At 71.0% G+C, this 19,746-nt stretch carries 19 protein-coding genes; 18 read left to right on the plus strand and 1 reads right to left on the minus strand.

What is annotated here, in order from left to right:
• Positions 1-115 precede the first annotated feature (115 nt).
• The 6 genes from arc to prcA all read left to right on the plus strand — a co-directional run bounded on the left by arc (position 116) and on the right by prcA (position 5,840).
• On the plus strand, positions 116-1,882 hold the full coding sequence (arc, locus tag LCE31_RS01805; RefSeq protein ID WP_225012142.1) for a proteasome ATPase: 1,767 nt from the start codon (positions 116-118) through the stop codon (positions 1,880-1,882).
• A 179-nt stretch (positions 1,883-2,061) separates the two neighbouring features.
• Positions 2,062-3,573: a depupylase/deamidase Dop gene (dop, locus tag LCE31_RS01810; RefSeq protein WP_374118373.1), complete on the plus strand. Its 1,512-nt coding sequence runs from the start codon at positions 2,062-2,064 to the stop codon at positions 3,571-3,573.
• Between the two features lie 150 nt (positions 3,574-3,723).
• A complete protein-coding gene (locus tag LCE31_RS01815; RefSeq protein ID WP_225012143.1) occupies positions 3,724-3,942 on the plus strand; it encodes a ubiquitin-like protein Pup in 219 nt (72 codons plus the stop codon).
• A gap of 26 nt (positions 3,943-3,968) precedes the next feature.
• Positions 3,969-4,202: an endonuclease domain-containing protein gene (locus tag LCE31_RS01820; protein ID WP_308042168.1), complete on the plus strand. Its 234-nt coding sequence runs from the start codon at positions 3,969-3,971 to the stop codon at positions 4,200-4,202.
• Positions 4,154-4,999 (plus strand): proteasome subunit beta, encoded by an 846-nt coding sequence (prcB, locus tag LCE31_RS01825; RefSeq protein WP_225012144.1) that lies wholly within the window; start codon positions 4,154-4,156, stop codon positions 4,997-4,999. The genes LCE31_RS01820 and prcB overlap by 49 nt, the downstream gene beginning before the upstream one ends.
• 52 nt (positions 5,000-5,051) lie before the next feature.
• Entirely contained in the window at positions 5,052-5,840 is a 789-nt protein-coding gene (prcA, locus tag LCE31_RS01830) for a proteasome subunit alpha (protein ID WP_225012145.1), read from the plus strand.
• 159 nt (positions 5,841-5,999) lie between these two features.
• On the opposite strand, the gene LCE31_RS01835 is transcribed toward prcA, so the two are convergent.
• On the minus strand, positions 6,000-7,013 hold the full coding sequence (locus LCE31_RS01835) for a LacI family DNA-binding transcriptional regulator (protein ID WP_225012146.1): 1,014 nt from the start codon (positions 7,011-7,013) through the stop codon (positions 6,000-6,002).
• Positions 7,014-7,133: 120 nt separating this feature from the next.
• Here LCE31_RS01835 and LCE31_RS01840 point away from each other — a divergent pair, with 120 nt between their 5' ends.
• The 12 genes from LCE31_RS01840 to LCE31_RS01895 all read left to right on the plus strand — a co-directional run bounded on the left by LCE31_RS01840 (position 7,134) and on the right by LCE31_RS01895 (position 19,686).
• On the plus strand, positions 7,134-8,396 hold the full coding sequence (locus tag LCE31_RS01840; protein WP_225012147.1) for an MFS transporter: 1,263 nt from the start codon (positions 7,134-7,136) through the stop codon (positions 8,394-8,396).
• 9 nt (positions 8,397-8,405) lie between these two features.
• Positions 8,406-9,767, plus strand: coding sequence for a Pup--protein ligase (pafA, locus tag LCE31_RS01845; protein ID WP_225012148.1), 1,362 nt, complete (start codon positions 8,406-8,408; stop codon positions 9,765-9,767).
• 144 nt (positions 9,768-9,911) lie between these two features.
• Positions 9,912-10,919 (plus strand): FKBP-type peptidyl-prolyl cis-trans isomerase, encoded by a 1,008-nt coding sequence (locus LCE31_RS01850; RefSeq protein WP_225012149.1) that lies wholly within the window; start codon positions 9,912-9,914, stop codon positions 10,917-10,919.
• Positions 10,920-10,989: 70 nt separating this feature from the next.
• The gene (locus LCE31_RS01855) at positions 10,990-11,361 is read left to right on the plus strand and encodes an FKBP-type peptidyl-prolyl cis-trans isomerase (RefSeq protein WP_225012150.1); all 372 of its coding nucleotides are present in this window, start codon (positions 10,990-10,992) and stop codon (positions 11,359-11,361) included.
• Between the two features lie 112 nt (positions 11,362-11,473).
• Positions 11,474-12,430, plus strand: coding sequence for a helix-turn-helix transcriptional regulator (locus tag LCE31_RS01860; protein ID WP_225012151.1), 957 nt, complete (start codon positions 11,474-11,476; stop codon positions 12,428-12,430).
• 14 nt (positions 12,431-12,444) lie between these two features.
• Positions 12,445-13,464, plus strand: a complete 1,020-nt coding sequence (locus LCE31_RS01865; protein ID WP_225012152.1) for a helix-turn-helix transcriptional regulator — start codon at positions 12,445-12,447, stop codon at positions 13,462-13,464.
• Positions 13,465-13,481: 17 nt separating this feature from the next.
• Positions 13,482-13,838: a hypothetical protein gene (locus tag LCE31_RS01870; RefSeq protein ID WP_225012153.1), complete on the plus strand. Its 357-nt coding sequence runs from the start codon at positions 13,482-13,484 to the stop codon at positions 13,836-13,838.
• A gap of 67 nt (positions 13,839-13,905) precedes the next feature.
• The gene (locus LCE31_RS01875; RefSeq protein WP_225012154.1) at positions 13,906-14,103 is read left to right on the plus strand and encodes a hypothetical protein; all 198 of its coding nucleotides are present in this window, start codon (positions 13,906-13,908) and stop codon (positions 14,101-14,103) included.
• 249 nt (positions 14,104-14,352) lie between these two features.
• The gene (tatA, locus tag LCE31_RS01880; RefSeq protein WP_225012155.1) at positions 14,353-14,631 is read left to right on the plus strand and encodes a Sec-independent protein translocase subunit TatA; all 279 of its coding nucleotides are present in this window, start codon (positions 14,353-14,355) and stop codon (positions 14,629-14,631) included.
• 71 nt (positions 14,632-14,702) lie between these two features.
• On the plus strand, positions 14,703-15,647 hold the full coding sequence (tatC, locus tag LCE31_RS01885) for a twin-arginine translocase subunit TatC (protein ID WP_225012156.1): 945 nt from the start codon (positions 14,703-14,705) through the stop codon (positions 15,645-15,647).
• 115 nt (positions 15,648-15,762) lie between these two features.
• Positions 15,763-16,695: a diacylglycerol kinase family protein gene (locus tag LCE31_RS01890; protein ID WP_225012157.1), complete on the plus strand. Its 933-nt coding sequence runs from the start codon at positions 15,763-15,765 to the stop codon at positions 16,693-16,695.
• Positions 16,696-16,848: 153 nt separating this feature from the next.
• Positions 16,849-19,686 (plus strand): DEAD/DEAH box helicase, encoded by a 2,838-nt coding sequence (locus LCE31_RS01895; RefSeq protein ID WP_225012158.1) that lies wholly within the window; start codon positions 16,849-16,851, stop codon positions 19,684-19,686.
• Positions 19,687-19,746 lie beyond the last annotated feature (60 nt).

A 19,746-nucleotide genomic window follows, 5' to 3' on the forward strand; every position in this document is an offset into this window, starting at 1 on the left:
CGCAAGGGTGAAGATCGGACAGACCCCTTACGTGTTTGTGATCTAGGGGTTTCAATCATCACCCACCCAGGTAGGGTCAGGAAGCGTCCAGCTCCCCTTGGAGGAGGTGAGGACCGTGGCAGCCCACGACGACGACATCAACCGCGGCATCCGGCCCGGGCGGGGGTCCGAGGACCCCGCAGGCCAGGTTGCCTATCTTGAGCAGGAAATCGCCGTCCTGCGCCGCAAGCTCGCCGACTCTCCGCGGCACACGAGAATTCTCGAAGAGCGGATCGTCGAGCTCCAGACGAACCTGGCGGGCGTGTCCGCGCAGAACGAGCGGCTCGCCAATACGCTGCGTGAGGCCCGCGACCAGATCGTGGCCCTCAAGGAGGAGGTCGACCGGCTGGCGCAGCCGCCCGCCGGCTTCGGCGTCTTCCTGCAGGCGAACGACGACGAGACGGCTGACATCTTCACCGGCGGCCGCAAGCTCCGTGTGAACGTCAGCCCCAGCGTGGAGCTCGACGAGCTCAGGCGCGGCCAGGAGGTCATGCTCAACGAGGCGCTCAATGTGGTCGAGGCCATGGAGTTCGAGCGCGCGGGCGACATCGTGACCCTCAAGGAGATCCTGGAGGACGGCGAGCGCGCGCTGGTCATCGGGCACACCGACGAGGAGCGCGTGGTACGGCTCGCCGAGCCCTTGATGGACCTCACCATCAGGCCGGGCGACGCCCTGCTGCTCGAACCCCGCTCGGGGTACGTCTACGAGGTCGTGCCCAAGAGCGAGGTCGAGGAGCTCGTCCTCGAAGAGGTCCCCGACGTCGACTACACGAAGATCGGCGGCCTCGGCGGACAGATCGAACTGATCCGCGACGCTGTCGAGCTTCCCTACCTCTACCCGGACCTGTTCAAGGAGCACGAGCTCCGGCCGCCGAAGGGCATCCTGCTCTACGGTCCCCCCGGATGCGGCAAGACGCTCATCGCCAAGGCCGTCGCCAACTCGCTCGCCAAGAAGGTCGGCGAAGTGACCGGGCGGCCCGCGGGCAAGAGCTACTTCCTGAACATCAAGGGCCCGGAGCTCCTCAACAAGTACGTGGGCGAGACCGAGCGGCACATCCGCCTGGTCTTCCAGCGCGCCAGGGAGAAGGCGAGCGAAGGCACCCCCGTCATCGTCTTCTTCGACGAGATGGAATCCCTCTTCCGCACGCGTGGCTCCGGTGTCAGCTCGGACGTGGAGAACACCATCGTCCCCCAGCTGCTCGCCGAGATCGACGGTGTGGAGGGCCTGGAGAACGTCATCGTCATCGGCGCCTCCAACCGCGAGGACATGATCGACCCGGCGATCCTCCGTCCTGGCCGCCTCGATGTGAAGATCAAGATCGAGCGTCCCGACGCGGACTCCGCCAAGGACATCTTCGCCAAGTACCTCACGGCTTCGCTGCCGCTGCACGCGGACGACCTCTCGGAACACCGCGAGTCGCCCGACCAGGCGGTCCACGCCATGATCCAGACCGTCGTGGAGCAGATGTACGCCGAATCCGAGGAGAACCGCTTCCTCGAGGTGACGTACGCCAACGGCGACAAGGAGGTCCTGTACTTCAAGGACTTCAACTCCGGCGCGATGATCGAGAACATCGTCGGCCGGGCCAAGAAGATGGCCATCAAGGACTTCCTCGACCACGACCAGAAGGGCATCCGCGTCTCCCACCTCCTCCAGGCGTGCGTGGACGAGTTCAAGGAGAACGAGGACCTTCCGAACACCACCAACCCGGACGACTGGGCCCGCATCTCCGGCAAGAAGGGCGAGCGGATCGTCTACATCCGCACGCTCGTCACCGGAAAGCAGGGCGCGGACACCGGGCGCTCCATCGACACGGTGGCGAACACCGGTCAGTACCTGTAAGCAGCGGAGCGGCTGCGGATACCCCTGCCAGGGGTATCCGCAGCCGGTTGCGTTACCCGGACGTACCATCACACCAGGCCGACGTGTTGAATGATCTCCCCGCGGGCGCCACGGCGTTCTAGGCTCGATAATGGAACGCTGTGTCCCAGGGGGCGCCGCCGCCGGGCAAGGAGGGCCGCATGACCGTACGGCGAGTAATGGGCATCGAGACGGAGTACGGGATCTCCGTGCCCGGTCACCCGAACGCCAATGCCATGCTCACCTCGTCCCAGATCGTCAACGCGTACGCGGCGGCGATGCACAGGGCGCGGCGCGCGCGGTGGGACTTCGAGGAGGAGAACCCGTTGCGGGACGCCCGCGGCTTCGATCTCGCCCGCGAGACCGCCGACTCCACGCAGCTCACGGACGAGGACATCGGCCTGGCCAACGTCATCCTCACCAACGGCGCACGCCTCTACGTCGACCACGCGCACCCCGAGTACAGCTCGCCGGAGATCACCAGTCCGCGCGACGCCGTGCTGTGGGACAAGGCCGGCGAGCGCATCATGGCGGAGGCCGCCGAGCGGGCGGCCCAGCTGCCCGGCGCGCAGCCCATCCACCTGTACAAGAACAACACCGACAACAAGGGCGCCTCCTACGGCACCCACGAGAACTACCTGATGCGGCGCGAGACCGCCTTCGCGGACATCGTGCGCCATCTGACGCCGTTCTTCGTCTCCCGCCAGGTCGTCACCGGCGCGGGGCGGGTCGGCATCGGCCAGGACGGCCGCGACCACGGCTTCCAGCTGAGCCAGCGCGCCGACTACTTCGAGGTCGAGGTCGGCCTGGAGACGACGCTCAAGCGGCCCATCATCAACACCCGCGACGAACCGCACTCCGACGCGGAGAAGTACCGCCGCCTGCATGTGATCATCGGCGACGCGAACCTCTCCGAGATCTCGACGTACCTGAAGCTCGGCACGACGTCCCTGGTCCTGGCCATGATCGAGGACGGCTTCATCAACGTGGACCTCGCGGTGGACCAGCCCGTGCGCACCCTGCACGAGGTCTCCCACGACCCGGAGCTGAAGCATCTGGTCACCCTCCGCAGCGGCCGCAGGCTGACCGCCGTCCAGCTCCAGATGGAGTACTTCGAGCTGGCCAGGAAGTACGTCGAGGAGAAGTACGGCGTGGACGCGGACGAGCAGACCAGGGACGTGCTCGGCCGCTGGGAGGACACGCTCAACCGGCTGGAACGGGACCCGATGAGCCTGTCGGGCGAGCTGGACTGGGTGGCCAAGCGGGAGCTCCTCGAGGGCTACCGGCGGCGGGACTCCCTCGACTGGGACGCGGCGCGGCTGCACCTGGTGGACCTCCAGTACGCGGACGTACGGCCCGACAAGGGCCTGTACAACCGTCTGGCGGCGCGCGGGCGGATGAAGCGGCTGCTGGACGACCGCGACGTGGAGCGGGCCAGGACCCATCCGCCCGAGGACACCAGGGCCTACTTCCGGGGCCGGTGCCTCGACCAGTACGCGGAGGACGTCGCGGCGGCCTCGTGGGATTCGGTCATCTTCGACCTCCCGGGCCGGGACTCGCTGCAGCGGGTGCCGACCCTGGAACCGCTGCGCGGCACCCGTGAGCACGTGAAGGACCTGCTGGACCGCTGCCGCACGGCGGAGGACCTGGTCCGGGTGCTGTCCGGTCACTGAAGGGGCTGAAAAGGCCCACCGCAGGGAATCATGGAGACGGGCCCCCGAGTTGCACACCAACGGGGCCTTTGCCGGACTCTGCGGTTAGGGTCTGATCTTGAGGGCAACCAAAGTCACATCGAGCGGGGCGAACCGAGCGGGGTGAGGGATATGGCGACCAAGGACAGCGGCGGCGGCCAGCAGAAGGCGGCACGGTCCACGGAGGAGGCCGAGGAGCAGGCGCAGGACGCGCAGGGCTCGGAAGACCTCAAGGAGCGGCAGGAGAAGCTCTCGGACGACGTGGACTCCGTCCTGGACGAGATCGACGACGTACTGGAAGAGAACGCCGAGGACTTCGTACGGAGCTTCGTACAAAAGGGTGGACAGTAGTCACGCGGGTGAACGCGTGATGAGGGGTGCTTCCGCTTGCGGGAGCACCCCTCATTTCCCCGAAGCGCTTCCCCGAAGCGTATGTGGATCACCGCCCCGGGGCGGGTAGGGTCCGTGGCGTACCGTACTTCAACTGCAATTCGGCCATCGGCAAGTTGGGAGTCGATCCCGACACTTCGCGTCGTGCCGTCGCATATCTGGAGGGAAACGCGTGGAACCCCACACTCGTGACACCGGGCGTCTGCCGGCTGCCTTCCTGACGCCCGGATCTTCTTCCTTCATGGACTTCCTCTCCGACCACTCGCCCGAGGTCCTGCCGGGCAACCGGTCGCTGCCCCCGCTCAAGGGAGCCGTCGAGGCACCGCACGGCACGACGATCGTCGCCGTCACGTTCCCCGGCGGTGTGGTGCTCGCGGGTGACCGGCGGGCGACCATGGGCAACATGATCGCCCAGCGGGACATCGAGAAGGTCTTCCCCGCGGACGAGTACTCGGCGGTGGGCATCGCGGGCACGGCGGGCCTCGCCGTGGAGATGGTCAAGCTCTTCCAGCTGGAGCTGGAGCACTTCGAGAAGGTCGAGGGCGCGCAGCTCTCGCTGGAGGGCAAGGCCAACCGGCTCTCCACGATGATCAGGTCCAACCTCGCCATGGCGATGCAGGGCCTCGCCGTGGTGCCGGTCTTCGCCGGATACGACGTGGACCGCGGCAAGGGCCGCATCTTCTCCTACGACGTGACGGGCGGCCGGTCGGAGGAGACCGGCTACTCCGCCACAGGGTCCGGCTCCGTCTTCGCGCGCGGCTCCATGAAGAAGCTGTACCGCGAGGACCTGACGGAGGAGCAGGCCACCACGCTGGTCGTCCAGGCCCTGTACGACGCGGCCGACGACGACTCGGCGACCGGCGGCCCCGACGTGGCCCGCAAGATCTACCCGATCGTCACGGTGATCACGGAGGACGGCTTCCGCCGGCTCACGGACGAGGAGTCCGCCGGCATCGCCCAGGCCATCATCGAGCACCGGCTCGGACGGCCCGACGGGCCCCGCGCCGAGCTTCTGTGACGGCATCGCTGTGAGAGTGATCCACCCACTGACAGAAAGGGACGGATAGCCGGTGTCGACGCCGTTCTATGTCTCACCCCAGCAGGCCATGGCCGACCGGGCCGAGTACGCCCGCAAGGGCATCGCCCGCGGTCGCAGCCTGGTCGTGCTCCAGTACGCCGACGGCATCGTCTTCGTCGGCGAGAACCCGTCCCGCGCCCTGCACAAGTTCAGCGAGATCTACGACCGGATCGGCTTCGCCGCCGCCGGCAAGTACAACGAGTACGAGAACCTGCGCATCGGCGGGGTGCGCTACGCGGACCTGCGCGGATACACCTACGACCGCGACGACGTGACGGCCCGCGGCCTCGCGAACGTCTACGCCCAGACGCTCGGCACGATCTTCTCCAGCGCCGGTGAGAAGCCGTACGAGGTCGAGCTGGTGGTCGCCGAGGTCGGGGCGACGCCCGACGGCGACCAGATCTACCGGCTGCCGCACGACGGGTCGATCGTGGACGAGCACGGCTCGGTCGCGGTCGGCGGCAGCTCCGAGCAGATCAGCACCTATCTCGACCAGCGGCACCGCGACGGCATGACGCTCGCGGAGGCGCTCAGGCTCGCCGTGCAGGCGCTCTCGCGTGACACCAACGGCGGCGAGCGGGAGATCCCCGCGGAGCGCCTGGAGGTGGCGGTACTGGACCGTACCCGCCCGCAGCAGCGCAAGTTCAGGCGGATCGTCGGCGCGCAGCTCTCGCGCCTGCTGGAGACCGAGGGTGCCGCGGTGGAACCGACCGACGCCCCGGGCGACGACGCGGAGGCGGACGCCTCCGGGAGCGAGGGCACGTCGGACGACGACGCCTGACCCCGCGCTCGACCCGCTCGACGGCGGACCCGCTTTTCGCTCCTGTGTGCCCCGGCCGCCCCCGCGGCCGGCCCACAGCCGTGTCCGGCGCGGCGAAGGCGCGGGGAAGGCGCGAGGAAGCACGGGCAAGGTGCGGGCCGCACGGGCGGGGCTGCTGCCTCAGCGCGGCGGGGGCGCCGTCGAGCCGCGCACCACGAGCCGCACGGGCAGGGCCTCCGAGGCGGGCTCCCGCCCTTCGAGGACGGCGAGGAGCGCCGTCATGCCGCGTTCGCCGACCTGCTCGGCCGGGAGCCGGACGGTGGTGAGCTCGGGCTCGACGGCGGTGGCGAGCGCCAGGTCGTCGAAGCCCGTCACGGAGACGTCGTCCGGTACGCGCAGTCCGAGCCGGCGCAGCGCCTTGCACGCCCCCGCGGCCAGAATGTCGTCGTCGCAGACGATCGCCGTGGGCCGCGGGCCCGGCCCGGCGAGCGCGGCCACGAGCGCGTCGCAGGCGGCCGTCACGTCGAGTGGCGAGCGCGCCGTGCGCAGGCCGGCCCCGGGCGTCTCGCGCACCGCCTCGGCGAGCGCGGCGGCCCGTACGTCGAACGTCCAGGACGCGACGGCCGAGCCGAGGTGCAGGAGCGAGCGGTGGCCGAGGCCCAGCACGCGCGCGGCGACCCGCCGCATGCCCTCGGCGATGTCCGGGTTGACGCACGCGGCGGACCCGGGCGCCTCCGGGTCGCTGTCGAGCATCACCAGCGGCAGGTGGCTGCCGTGGATGGCGGCGGGCGCGTCCACGGCCATGGACGACGCGATGACGCCGTCGAGCGCGGCGCGCGCCGGGTCGAAGGGGCTGGGCGCGGGCCCGACGCCCGCGGGGGAGGGGTAGAGCACCAGGCCGAAGCCGTGCTCCGCGGCCACGGCGGCCGCCCCGGTGTACACGCGGGCGAAGAACTCGCTGGTGAGCGCGGGCACCACGAGCAGGGCCGTCCGGGTCGAGCCCAGGCGCAGGTTCCGCGCGGCGAGGTTCGGGCGGTAGCCGAGGGCGCGGGCGGCGTCCCGCACCTCGTCCGCGGTGCGCTCGGAGACGCGGCCGCGCCACTTGCCGCCGAGCACGAGGGAGACCGTGGCCTGCGAGACACCGGCGGTGCGCGCGACGTCCCTGCTGGTGGGGCGCGTGGCCGACCGGGTCATGGGGCTCCCTCCCGCTGCCGCCGGTGGACCCGGCGCTCGCGCTCATGGTACGTATGGGCCCCGAGGTTATACGTAAAACGTACGGTCGGGCGGGACCCGACCAGGGGGAGGACCGAGGCCGTGGGAGCCACCGGATATCTGGAGCTGCTGAGGGCACCGCACGCCGCACGGCTGCTCACCGGCACGCTGGTGGGCAGGCTGCCCAACGCCACCGCGCCGATCGCCGTCGTGCTGTTCGCCCGCTCCGACGGCGCGAGCTACAGCCTGGCCGGGGCGCTCACCGCGGTGTACGGGCTCGCCAACGCGGCGGGCCAGCCGCTGCTCGGCCGCGCCGTGGACCTGCGCGGACAGCCCCGCGTGCAGCTCCCGGCGGCCCTGGTCTCCGCCCTCGGCATGGTCCTGCTCGTCGCCGCGGGCACCGGGGCGCACGTCGCGGCGTTCGCCGCCGTCGCCCTCGCGGGGCTGTGCACCCCGCCGCTGGAGGGCGGGCTGCGGGCGCTGTGGCCGAGCGTGCTGGGGCGGGAGGACCGGGTGCACCGGGCGTACGCGCTGGACGCCGTCGCCCAGGAGGTCATGTTCACCGTCGGGCCGCTGCTGGTCACCGCCCTCGTCGCGCTCCGCTCGCCGGCCGCGGCGCTGCTCGTGCTCAACGCGGTGGGCGTGCTCGGGGCGCTGTCCGTCGTGGTGTCGAAGCCGTCCAGGGCCTGGCGGTCCGCGGACCGCGAGGCGCACTGGCTGGGCGCGCTGCGCTCGCCGGGCCTGCTCGTGCTGCTCGGCGCCTTCCTGTTCGTCGGTGTCGCGCTCGGCTCCATCACCGTCGCGGGCGTCGCGTACGGCGACACGACCGGGCGCGCGTCGGTGTACGGCTGGCTGATGGCCGCCCTGGGCCTCGGCGCGCTGCTGGGCGGCATCGTGTACGGGGCGCGGAACTGGCCGGGGGCGCCGGAGCGCAGGCTGCTGGTGATCCTCGCGCTGCTCGCGGTGTGCTACCTGCCGCTCGCGCTCACCCCGGGCCCGGTGGTGATGACACTGCTGTCGGTGCTCGCCGGTGTGTTCCTGGCTCCCGCACTCGCCTGCGGCTTCGTCGTGGTGGACCGGCAGGCGCCGCCCGGCACGGTCACGGAGGCCTTCTCGTGGCTCGTGACGACGTTCGGTGTGGGCTCCGCGCTCGGCACGGCCGTGGCGGGGCCTGTGGCCCAGCACGGGGGCGCCTCGGCCGGGTTCGCGGTGGCCGGTGCCTCCGGGCTCTGCGCGCTGGCCGTCCTGGCCGTGACCGGCCGCGCTCTGGTCGCGGGGGGAGCCGGCGGGCATACGGCGGCCGCCGCGGAAAATGATCCAAGTGACGCGCCCGAACACGGTTTCAGCTCAGGCCATCAGGCGTAATGTTCAGACATGGACCGCCGCATTTTCGGGCTGGAGAACGAGTACGGCGTCACGTGCACGTTCAGGGGACAGCGCCGACTGTCACCTGACGAAGTGGCGCGCTACCTCTTCCGCCGTGTCGTGTCATGGGGCCGTAGCAGCAATGTCTTCCTGCGCAACGGCGCCCGCCTCTACCTCGACGTGGGTTCGCATCCGGAATACGCCACCCCGGAATGCGACAACGTGACCGAGCTGGTCACGCACGACAAGGCCGGTGAGCGGATTCTGGAGGGCCTGCTCGTCGACGCGGAACGCCGCCTGCACGAGGAGGGAATCGCGGGCGACGTCTATCTGTTCAAGAACAACACGGATTCAGCGGGAAACTCCTACGGCTGCCACGAGAACTATCTGGTGGCTCGCCACGGCGAGTTCTCCCGTCTCGCCGACATCCTCATTCCGTTCCTCGTCACGCGCCAGCTGTTGTGCGGGGCGGGCAAAGTGCTCCAGACCCCCCGGGGCGCCGTCTTCTGCGTGAGCCAGCGCGCCGAGCACATCTGGGAAGGGGTCAGCTCCGCGACGACCCGGTCCCGGCCGATCATCAACACGCGCGACGAGCCGCACGCCGACGCCGAGCGCTACCGCAGGCTGCACGTCATCGTCGGCGACTCCAACATGTCGGAGACCACGACCCTGCTCAAGGTCGGCGCCACCGACCTGGTGCTGCGGATGATCGAGGCGGGCACCGTCATGCGCGACCTCACCCTGGAGAACCCGATCAGGGCGATCCGCGAGGTCAGCCACGACATCACGGGCCGGCGCAAGGTGCGCCTCGCCAGCGGGCGGGAGGCCTCCGCCCTGGAGGTCCAGCGCGAGTACTACGAGAAGGCCGTCGACTTCGTCGAGCGCCGCGACATCCGTACGGGCACGGTGGACCAGGTCCTGGAGCTCTGGGGCCGTGCCCTCGACGCGATCGAGAGCGAGGACCTGGACAAGATCGCCACGGAGATCGACTGGGTCATGAAGTACAAGCTCATCGAGCGCTACCGGGCCAAGCACAACATGACCATGTCGCACCCGAGGGTCGCTCAGATAGACCTCGCGTACCACGACATCCACCGCCGCCGCGGGCTCTACTACCTGCTGGAGAAGAAGGGTCAGGCCGCCCGCGTCGCGAACGACCTGAAGATCTTCGAAGGCAAGTCGGTCCCGCCCCAGACCACCCGGGCGCGGCTGCGCGGCGACTTCATCCGCCGGGCGCAGGAGCAGCGGCGGGACTTCACCGTCGACTGGGTGCATCTCAAGCTGAACGACCAGGCGCAGCGCACGGTGCTGTGCAAGGACCCGTTCCGGTCCGTGGACGACCGGGTGGAGAAGCTCATCGCCGGGATGTGACGGCGGGCGCGTCAGCGCCTCTTCACGCGTGGGCCCCGTACGAGTGCGTACGGGGCCCACGCGTCTGCGACGAGGGTGACGTGTGGGGGAAGAGTCGTAGAGTGGCGCCCACTGATCTAACGCCTACCCCACGAGGACCCCACTGTGCGACGCAGTCTTGCAGCCTTGCTCATCGTGCCGGCCTTGGTGCTGACCGCCGCTTGCGGCGGTGGCGACAACAAGAAGGACGACGCGGCGTCATCGGCTGCACCGAGTCCGAGCGCGTCCGCACCGAAGGCGCCCCCGCCCGTCGCGTCGGCGGACCCGATGCCGACCGTCAGCGGCGCCTCCGGCAAGGCGGCCGACATCACCGTCCCGAAGGGCAAGCCCTCGGGCAAGTTCGTCGTGCACCCGTTGTCGCAGGGCAGCGGCCCCGCGATCAAGAAGGACCAGTTGGTCGTGGCCAACTTCACGGCGAAGATCTGGGGCGGCAAGAGCATCGGCAGCTCGTACGACAAGGGCGCGGCCCCGCAGGTCATTCCGGCCGGTTCGCCCCAGATCATCCCGGCGTTCTCCCAGGCGGTCCAGGGGCAGAAGGTCGGCAGCCGCGTCCTGGTGGTCGCCCCGCCGTCCGCGGGCTTCGGCAGCCAGGGCAACCAGCAGCTCGGTGTGAAGGGCACCGACACGCTGGTCTTCGCCCTGGACATCCAGAAGATCCTGCCCAAGCAGGTCAAGGGCACGCAGTCGTCCATCCCGAAGGACCTGCCGCAGATCAAGGCGGACGCGGCGGCTCCGGCCACTATCGACGTGCCGAAGAGCGACCCGCCGAAGAGCCTGGTCAAGAAGGTCCTGATCCAGGGCAAGGGCGCCACGATCAAGAGCGGCCAGTCCGTCGTGATGCAGTACACCGGCGTCGCGTGGAAGGCCAACGAGGGCAAGTCCCCGGGGAAGGCCTTCGACAGCTCCTGGAACACCGGCATCCCGCTGTCCACGACCATCGGCACCGGCGCCGTCATCAAGGGCTGGGACCAGGGCATCGTCGGCCAGAAGGTCGGCAGCCGCGTCATGCTGGTCATCCCGCCGAGCCTCGGCTACGGCAGCCAGTCGCCCAGCGCGGACCTGCCCGCCAACTCGACCCTGGTCTTCGTCGTGGACATCCTCGGCGCAATGTAAGACTTGGGCGGTTCACCTAGGGAGAGACGACACGACCTAGGAACGCGTACAACGTGCGAGGAGCAGTTCAGTGACGAACGAGAAGCCCGAGGTCGACTTCCCCGGCGGCGAGCCGCCCGCCGACCTGGAGATCAAGGACCTCTGGGAGGGCGACGGGGCCGAGGCGAAGGCCGGCGACACGGTCTCCGTCCACTACGTGGGCGTGGCGTTCTCCACCGGTGAGGAGTTCGACTCCTCCTGGAACCGCGGCACCCCGCTGAAGTTCCAGCTCGGTGTCGGCCAGGTCATCTCCGGCTGGGACAAGGGCGTGCAGGGCATGAAGGTCGGCGGGCGCCGCCAGCTGACCATCCCGGCGCACCTGGCCTACGGAGACCAGGGCGCCGGCGGCCGCATCGCTCCCGGCGAGACGCTGATCTTCGTCTGCGACCTGGTCGCGGTCTGATCATTTCTGATCAGCTGAGGGCCCGTGCCGGTCGGCGCGGGCCCTCAGCTTTTCCCGGTCCACCCCGTGGCGGTACCGTCGAGCAGCACAGACACCACACGAAAGGGCGTCGATGGCCATTGCCAAGGCAGAGCGGCTGATGAACCTGGCCCTGTGTCTGCTCGGGACCCGACGCCCCCTCAGCAAGCGCGAGTTGCGCGGCTCCATCGAGGCGTACCTGGAAGCCGGCTCCGACGACAGCTTCAACCGCATGTTCGAGCGGGACAAGGACGACCTGCGTGAACTCGGCCTGGTCATCGAGACGGTGGAGGGCCTCGACGGCGACACCGGCTACCTGGCACGCCGGGACAGCAACCGGCTCCCCGCGATCACCCTGGACGCCGAGGAGGCCGCCGCGCTCGGCGTCGCCGCCCGGGTCTGGCAGCAGGCCCGCCTCGCGGGCGCCGCGAGCGGAGCCCTCCAGAAGCTCCGGGCCGCCGGCATGCCCGAGGCCGAGGACAGCTACGAGGCACACCACAGCGCCCTCGAACCCCGCATCCCCGCGCACGAGGCCGCCTTCGAGCCGCTGATGCTCGCCTGCCGCGACCGCCGCCCCGTCGCCTTCGACTACCGCAAGGCCAGCGCCGCGCGCCCCGAGCAGCGCCAGGTCGAGCCCTGGACGCTGGAGTGCTGGCGCGGCCACTGGTACCTGGCGGGGTACGACCGGGACCGGGGCGCGGAACGCGTCTTCCGGCTCTCCCGCATCAGCGGCCGGGTGCGCTCGAGGACCGGGTCCTTCACCGCGCCCGTACCCGACGTCTCCACCGTGCGCGAGACCGTCGAGACCTGGGCGGGCGAGACCGCGACGCGGTCCGCGCTGATCCGGCTGCGGGCCGGCTCCGGCTACCCGCTGCGCGCCAAGGCGCTCTCGTCGCGGGAACTCGGCGACGGCTGGGACGAGCTGGAGATCCCCTACGGGCACGGCCTCGACGCCTGGCTCGTGGAGTTCGGGCCCGACGTGGTCGTACGGGAACCCGCCGACCTGCGGGCGGATGTCGTGGACCGGCTGCGCGCCGTGGCCAAGGGCTGAGAGGGACACGTCACATGGCCACCACCAGTGCCAACGCCATCGACCGCACCAGACGGATGCTGTCGCTCGTCACCTACCTCCGGGAGCGGCCCGGCGCCCATGTCTCCGACGTCGCCAGGGCTTTCGGCATCACCGAGGACGAGCTCATCGCCGACCTGGACGTGCTGCCCATGTGCGGGACCAGCTTCCGCGGCGGCGACCTCCTCGACATCGACACCGACGGCGACCGCATCTGGTGGCACAACCCGGACGACGTGGCCGAGCCGCTGCGCCTGGCCGCCGACGAGGCCACCGCGCTCCTCGTCGCCGCCCGCGCCGTCGCCACCCTGCCGGGGCTGCGCGAGGGCGACCGGCAGGCGCTGCTGCGCGCCACCGCCAAGCTGGAGGCGGCGGCCGGCGAGGCGGCGGGCGCCAGCTCCCGCCTCTCCGTGACCTTCGAGTCCGAGGGCGGCGTCTTCGCCGACGTCGACCGGGCCATCTCGGAGCGGCGCCGGCTCTGGCTGCGCTATTACTCGCCCGCGCGCGACGAACTGACCGAGCGGGAGGTGGACCCGATCCGGCTGTTCGCCGTCGGCCACACCTACCTGGAGGGCTGGTGCCACCTCTCCGAGGCGCGCCGTACCTTCCGGCTCGACCGCGTCGCCGAGATCAAGCTGCTCGACGCGCCCGCCGCACCGCCCGCGATCGAACCCCGCGACCTGTCGGAAGGCCTCGTCCAGCCGTCCGCAGACGACCCCGAGGTGGTGGTCGAGGTCGGGCCGGGCGGCCGCTGGGTCGCCGAGTACTACCCGCACGACAGTGCCGAGGAACTGCCCGACGGCGGCCTGCGCATCACGCTGCGCACCCCCGCGCCCGCCTCGCTGCACCGCCTCGCGCAGCGGCTCGGCGCCGAGGGCCGCATCGTCTCACCGCCCGATCTCGCGGACAGCGCCCGCCGGGCCGCCTGCGAGGCGCTCGCCGCCTTCGACACCCCCGCCGCCTTCGCCCCGCCCGCCGCCCCCCCCCCCGGCGGCGCCGGCGACGGCCGAGAGTAGAAGGAGACCCGGGAACCATGCCCCCCACGCCCGACCCGTCCGACGCGCCGGGTCCGTCCGGCGAAGCGCAGGCGGACGAAGCGCCGGTCTACGGGTTCACCGCGGAGGCCCCCGTACTCTTCAAGGCCGCCTGCCCCGACTGCCGGGCCCGCTTCGAACTGCCCGCCGACGCGTTCCTCCTGGCCATCGGGGCGAGCCGGCGCACCACGTCGTACTCCTTCACCTGCCCCGACTGCGACACCTCCGTCCGCAAACCCGCGGGCGAGCGCATCGTCGAGCTGCTCGTCCAGGGCGGTGTCAGGACACTGCGCCTGCACTCGGTAGCCGGCGGCGCCGGTGCCCGGCGGGGCGGCGGCCCCGCCTCAGCCGGGTGAGCCCGGGCGCCGCGAGGCGGGCCAACCACGAGCCGGGCAGCCGGGTGAAAGGCGCTAGGCTCAGCCCATGTTCTGGCCCATGCTCGCGATCGCCCTGGGGTTCTGCGGGATCGCCGTGCTCGGTGTGCTCGCCGTCCGCGTCTTCCTCGAAACCCAGCGCCTCGGCCGCCAAGTGGCCCATACCACGGACCGCGTCAACCGGGCCGCCGAGGATCTGGAGAGGGCCGCGGGACGGCTCGCCACCTCGGGTGAAACGCTGAGGTAGACCGGCGGCCGGGAAGCGTCCCTTACGGTCACATCTCCTCCGCCCCCTCCTGGAATGTACGTTCGGCGGGTACTCTGACGGACGTGACCCAGCGAGCGAGGCATTGGGTCGCACGCGGAAGTACGCACAGGGATTGCCCGGGGTTCACTCCCGGGAGTTACGATCCTTGCTCAAGGACACCGGTCGGGCACCCGTCCGCCCTGTGTGACGCAGGCCCCCCATGCCGCCTCGGTGAGAAGGTAACCAGTTATGTTCGGAAGGCTCGGCGCCCCCGAGATCATTCTCATCCTCGTCGTGATCGTCCTGCTGTTCGGGGCGAAGAAGCTGCCGGACATGGCGCGTTCCCTCGGCAAGTCCGCCCGCATCCTCAAGAGCGAGGCGAAGGCGATGAAGACGGACCAGGGCCAGAGCGCCCCCGCCGACCCGCCGCACGAGACGCAGGATGTCCAGCGCACCATCAAGGCCGCCCCCGGCGATGTGACGACCGCGCGCCCGGTGTCCGAGCCTTCGGACTCCACCCAGCGCTGATCCAGCCGCACCAGGGCCCGGAGCGGCCACGCCTGCCGGCGTGCGTCCGCCGCACGAGATGAGGAAGTGGGTTGGCCAGCTCTGCCCGCAAGCAGCCGAAAGATCCCGATGGGCGGATGCCGCTCATCGACCATCTGAGAGAGCTGCGCAACAGGTTGGCGAAGGGCATCCTGGCGATCATCATCGTCGCCTGCGTCGCCGGGTTTTTCTACAACGACATCATCAACTTCTTCACCCACCCCGTCCTTGAGTCGGTCGGGTGCAAGGGCGACTTCACGTCGCTGGCCCGCCAGAAGGGCGACCAGTGCGCGAACATCACGATGAACGGTCTGCTGGGCCCGTTCTCGCTCGCCCTCAAGATCACCCTGATGGCCGGCGTCGTGGGCGCCTCGCCCATCTGGCTGTACCAGCTGTGGGCCTTCATCGCGCCGGGACTGCACCGGCACGAGAAGAAGTACGCCATGATCTTCGTCGGCACCGGCGCGCCGCTCTTCTTCTTCGGCGCGTTCTTCGCCTACGAGGTGCTGCCGACCACGGCGAAGGTGCTGCTCCAGTTCACCCCGAAGAACGTCGCCAACCTGCTGCCCCTCGACGACCTGCTCGATCTCGTCCTGCGCATGGTGCTCGTCTTCGGCCTCTCCTTCGAGATGCCGCTGCTCCTGGTGATGCTGAACTTCGTCGGCATCCTCACGGGCAAGCGCATGCTCGGCTGGTGGCGGCTGATGATCATGGGTATCACCGTGTTCGCGGCGGTGGCGACGCCCAGTACCGACCCGATGTCGATGCTCGCGCTCGCCGTGCCGATCTGGGTCCTGTACTTCGGCGCGTGTGTCGTCGCACTCCTGAACGACCGGCGCAAGCGCCTGCGCGACGAGGGCGGGCCCGCCGACGACGAGGCGTCCGACCTGGACCTCGAACCGGAGCGCGTGGAGACCGTGGAGCGCGTGACGACACCGCCCGCGCTGCCGGAGCAGGCCGACGCACACCGGGTCAACGGCTACGACGACGTGACCTGATCCGGCCCGAGTACCCGGCCTGACGCGCCCCGGCCGGAACGCGACCGAGCAGAAGGCGGCCGGGGTTCCTGCCGCGGGGCTCCTCGCGGGCCGTGATCACCGCTAGGGTCCGCTCGTGACCAGTGAGATCACGAGCGGGGCCGGCGCCGGAGTCACCCTGGTCGTCAACCCCTCGTCGGGACGCGGGCGCGGGGCGCGCGCCGCGGCCCCGGCCGCCGCCGCCCTGCGGGACGCGGGCCTCGCCGTCCGTACGGTCGTCACCCGCGACGCCCCCGCCGCGCTGCTCCGGGCCGCAGCGGCCGTCGAGGCCGGTACCGGAGCACTGGTCGCCGTGGGCGGCGACGGCATGGTCTCGCTCGCCCTCCAGGCCGTGGCGGGGACCGCGACCCCGCTGGGCATCGTCGCGGCGGGCAGCGGCAACGACTACGCGCGCTCCCTCGGCCTGCCGCTCCGCGCCCCGGCGGCTGCGGCCCGGCTCGCGGCCGACGTCCTCAAGGGCCCGGGGCCCCGCCCCGTCGACCTGGGCCGGGCCGGCGGGAAGTGGTTCGCCACCGTCCTCGCGTCCGGTTTCGACTCGAAGGTCAACGACCGGGGCAACCGCATGCGGCGGACGGCGGGCCGGTTCCGCTACGAGATCGCGATGCTGGCGGAGCTGGCCGCGCTCGCGCCCGTCCCCTACCGGCTGACGCTGGACGACGGCGCGGAACGGGAGGTCGAGGCGGTGCTCGTGGCCGTAGGCAACACCTCCTCGTACGGCGGTGGCCTGCGGATCTGTCCCGGTGCCGACTGCGGCGACGGGCTGTTCGACGTGACCGTCGTGGGCGCCTGCTCCCGCACCACCCTGCTCCGCGTGTTCCCGCGCGTGTACCGGGGCAGCCACACCGGCCACCGCGTCGTCACGGTGCACAGGGCCGCGGCGGTCCGGCTCGCCGCCCCGGCCGCGACCACCGCGGCCACCGCGTATGCCGACGGCGAACCGCTCGGCGCGCTGCCGCTGACGGCCCGGTGCGTACCGGGCGCGCTGCGACTGCTGGCACCGCCGGTGTGAACCGCCGCGACGCGGCCCGCGCGCGGGGAGATCCCGAATCCGGGGCGAGCCGCCCGGCGCGCCCGACGGGGGCCCCGGTACCGCAGCGGGGGACCCGCGTCCCGTAAAAGATCGCGGTGACTGTCGGAGGTGGCGGGTAGGCTCGTCAACGAGATGACAGAGGACCTTTCGCCCGCCGAGCGCTACGCGGCCGCCCGTATCCGCAACGCCTTGCAGGCCACCGCGCTCGCCCCCTTCCGCGAGATGTACGAGTTCGGCCTCGACCCCTTCCAGATCGAGGCGTGCGAGGCCCTGGAGGCAGGAAAGGGGGTGCTCGTCGCGGCGCCCACGGGCTCCGGCAAGACCATCGTCGGCGAGTTCGCGGTGCACCTGGCTCTCAGGGAGGGCCGCAAGTGCTTCTACACCACGCCCATCAAGGCGCTGTCCAACCAGAAGTACGCGGACCTCGCGAGCCGGTACGGGAACGACAAGGTCGGCCTGCTGACCGGTGACAACAGCGTCAACGCGGACGCGCCGGTGGTCGTCATGACCACCGAGGTCCTGCGCAACATGCTGTACGCGGGCTCCCAGGCCCTCGTCGGCCTCGGCTACGTGGTCATGGACGAGGTGCACTACCTCTCCGACCGGTTCCGCGGCGCCGTCTGGGAAGAGGTGATCATCCACCTGCCCGAGTCGGTCACCCTGGTCTCCCTGTCCGCGACGGTCTCCAACGCCGAGGAGTTCGGCGACTGGCTGGACACCGTGCGCGGCGACACCGCCGTCATCGTCTCCGAGCACCGGCCCGTGCCGCTGTGGCAGCACGTCCTCGCGGGACGGCGGATGTACGACCTCTTCGAGGAGGAGACCGACCACGGCGGCCGCGGCGCGGCCAAGCGGGAGGTCAACCCCGACCTGGTCCGGATGGCCCGGATGGAGAACCAGCGCACGTACAACCCGCGCGACCGCAGACGCGGCAAGATGGCCCGCGAGGCCGACCGCGAACGTGAGCGCAGGCAGCGCAGCCGCATCTGGACGCCGTCCAGGCCCGAGGTCATCGACCGGCTCGACACCGAGGGACTGCTCCCGGCGATCACGTTCATCTTCAGCCGCGCGGGCTGCGAGGCCGCCGTCCAGCAGTGCATGTACGCGGGGCTGAGACTCAACGGCGATGAGGCGCGTGCAACGGTCCGCGAGATCGTCGAGGAGCGCACGGCGTCGATCCCGACGGAGGATCTGCACGTCCTCGGCTACTACGAGTGGCTGGAGGGCCTTGAGCGGGGTATCGCGGCCCACCACGCGGGCATGCTGCCGACGTTCAAGGAGGTCGTGGAGGAGCTGTTCGTCCGCGGCCTGGTGAAGGCGGTCTTCGCCACGGAGACGCTGGCGCTCGGCATCAACATGCCCGCGCGCACGGTGATCCTGGAGAAGCTCGTCAAGTGGAACGGCGAGCAGCACGCCGACATCACCCCCGGTGAGTACACACAGCTCACCGGGCGCGCGGGACGGCGCGGCATCGACGTCGAGGGCCACGCGGTGGTGCTGTGGCAGCGCGGCATGGACCCGGGCGCCCTCGCGGGGCTCGCGGGCACCCGCACGTATCCGCTGCGCTCCAGCTTCCGCCCCTCGTACAACATGGCGGTCAACCTGGTGCAGCAGTTCGGCCGGCACCGCTCGCGCGAGCTGCTGGAGACCTCCTTCGCGCAGTTCCAGGCCGACCGCTCGGTCGTCGGGATCTCCCGGCAGGTCCAGCGCAACGAGGAGGGCCTCGACGGCTACCGCGAGGGCATGACCTGCCACCTCGGGGACTTCGAGGAGTACGCGCGGCTGCGCCGCGAACTCAAGGACCGGGAGAACGAGCTGGCCAAGCAGGGCGCCGCACAGCGCCGCGCGGCCGCTGCGGCGTCCCTGGAGAAGCTCAGGCCCGGCGATGTGATCCATGTGCCGACGGGGAAGTTCGCAGGGCTCGCGCTGGTGCTGGACCCGGGCGTGCCCGGGGGCCGGGCGAACGGGCACCGCGGGCACGCGGGGGTGGAGTACCACGAAGGGCCCAGGCCGCTGGTGCTGACCGTGGAGCGGCAGGTCAAACGGCTCGGCATGATCGACTTCCCGGTGCCGGTCGAGCCGCTGGAGCGGATGCGGGTCCCGAAGACGTTCAACGCGCGCTCCCCGCAGTCGCGGCGCGACCTGGCGTCGGCACTGCGCTCCAAGGCCGGGCACATCGCGCCGGAGCGCCACCGCAAGCAGCGGGCCGCAGCGGCCGACGACCGGGAGATCACCCGGCTCCGCACGGAGCTGCGCGCCCACCCGTGCCACGGGTGCAGCGAGCGCGAGGACCACGCCCGATGGGCCGAGCGCTACCACCGGCTGACGCGTGACACACGCCAGCTCGAGCGCCGCATCGAAGGGCGCACGAACACGATCGCGCGGACCTTCGACCGGATCGTCGCCCTGCTGAGCGAACTGGACTACCTGCGCGGTGACGAGGTCACCGAGCACGGCAAGCGGCTCGCCCGGCTCTACGGGGAGCTCGACCTGCTCGCCAGCGAATGCCTGCGCGACGGCGTGTGGGAGGGGCTCGGTCCCGCGGAGCTCGCGGCCTGCGTCTCCGCCCTCGTCTTCGAGTCCCGCCAGAGCGAGGACGCGGTGGTGCCCAAGACGCCGTCAGGACCGGCCAAGACGGCGCTCGCCGAGATGGTCCGGATCTGGGGCCGCCTCGACGCCCTGGAGGAGGATCTCGGGATCAACCAGGCCGAGGGCGTCGGCCAGCGCGAACCCGACCTCGGCTTCGCCTGGGCGGCCTACATGTGGGCCTCCGGCAGGGGCCTCGACGACGTGCTGCGCGAGGCGGAGATGCCGGCGGGTGACTTCGTGCGCTGGTGCAAGCAGGTGATCGACGTCCTGGGCCAGATCGCGGCGGCCCCCGGGTCCGACGGCAGCACGGTCACCCGGAACGCGCGCCGGGCGATCGAGGGCATACGCCGCGGGGTGGTGGCGTACAGCTCGGTGGGCTGAGGAGGCCGGGGGCGCGCGCCGCGCGAAGCACCGCCAGTTCGGCGCCGATACCGCCGTGGC

The sequence above is a fragment of the Streptomyces sp. 8L genome, from assembly GCF_020176795.1.
Lineage (GTDB): Bacteria > Actinomycetota > Actinomycetes > Streptomycetales > Streptomycetaceae > Streptomyces.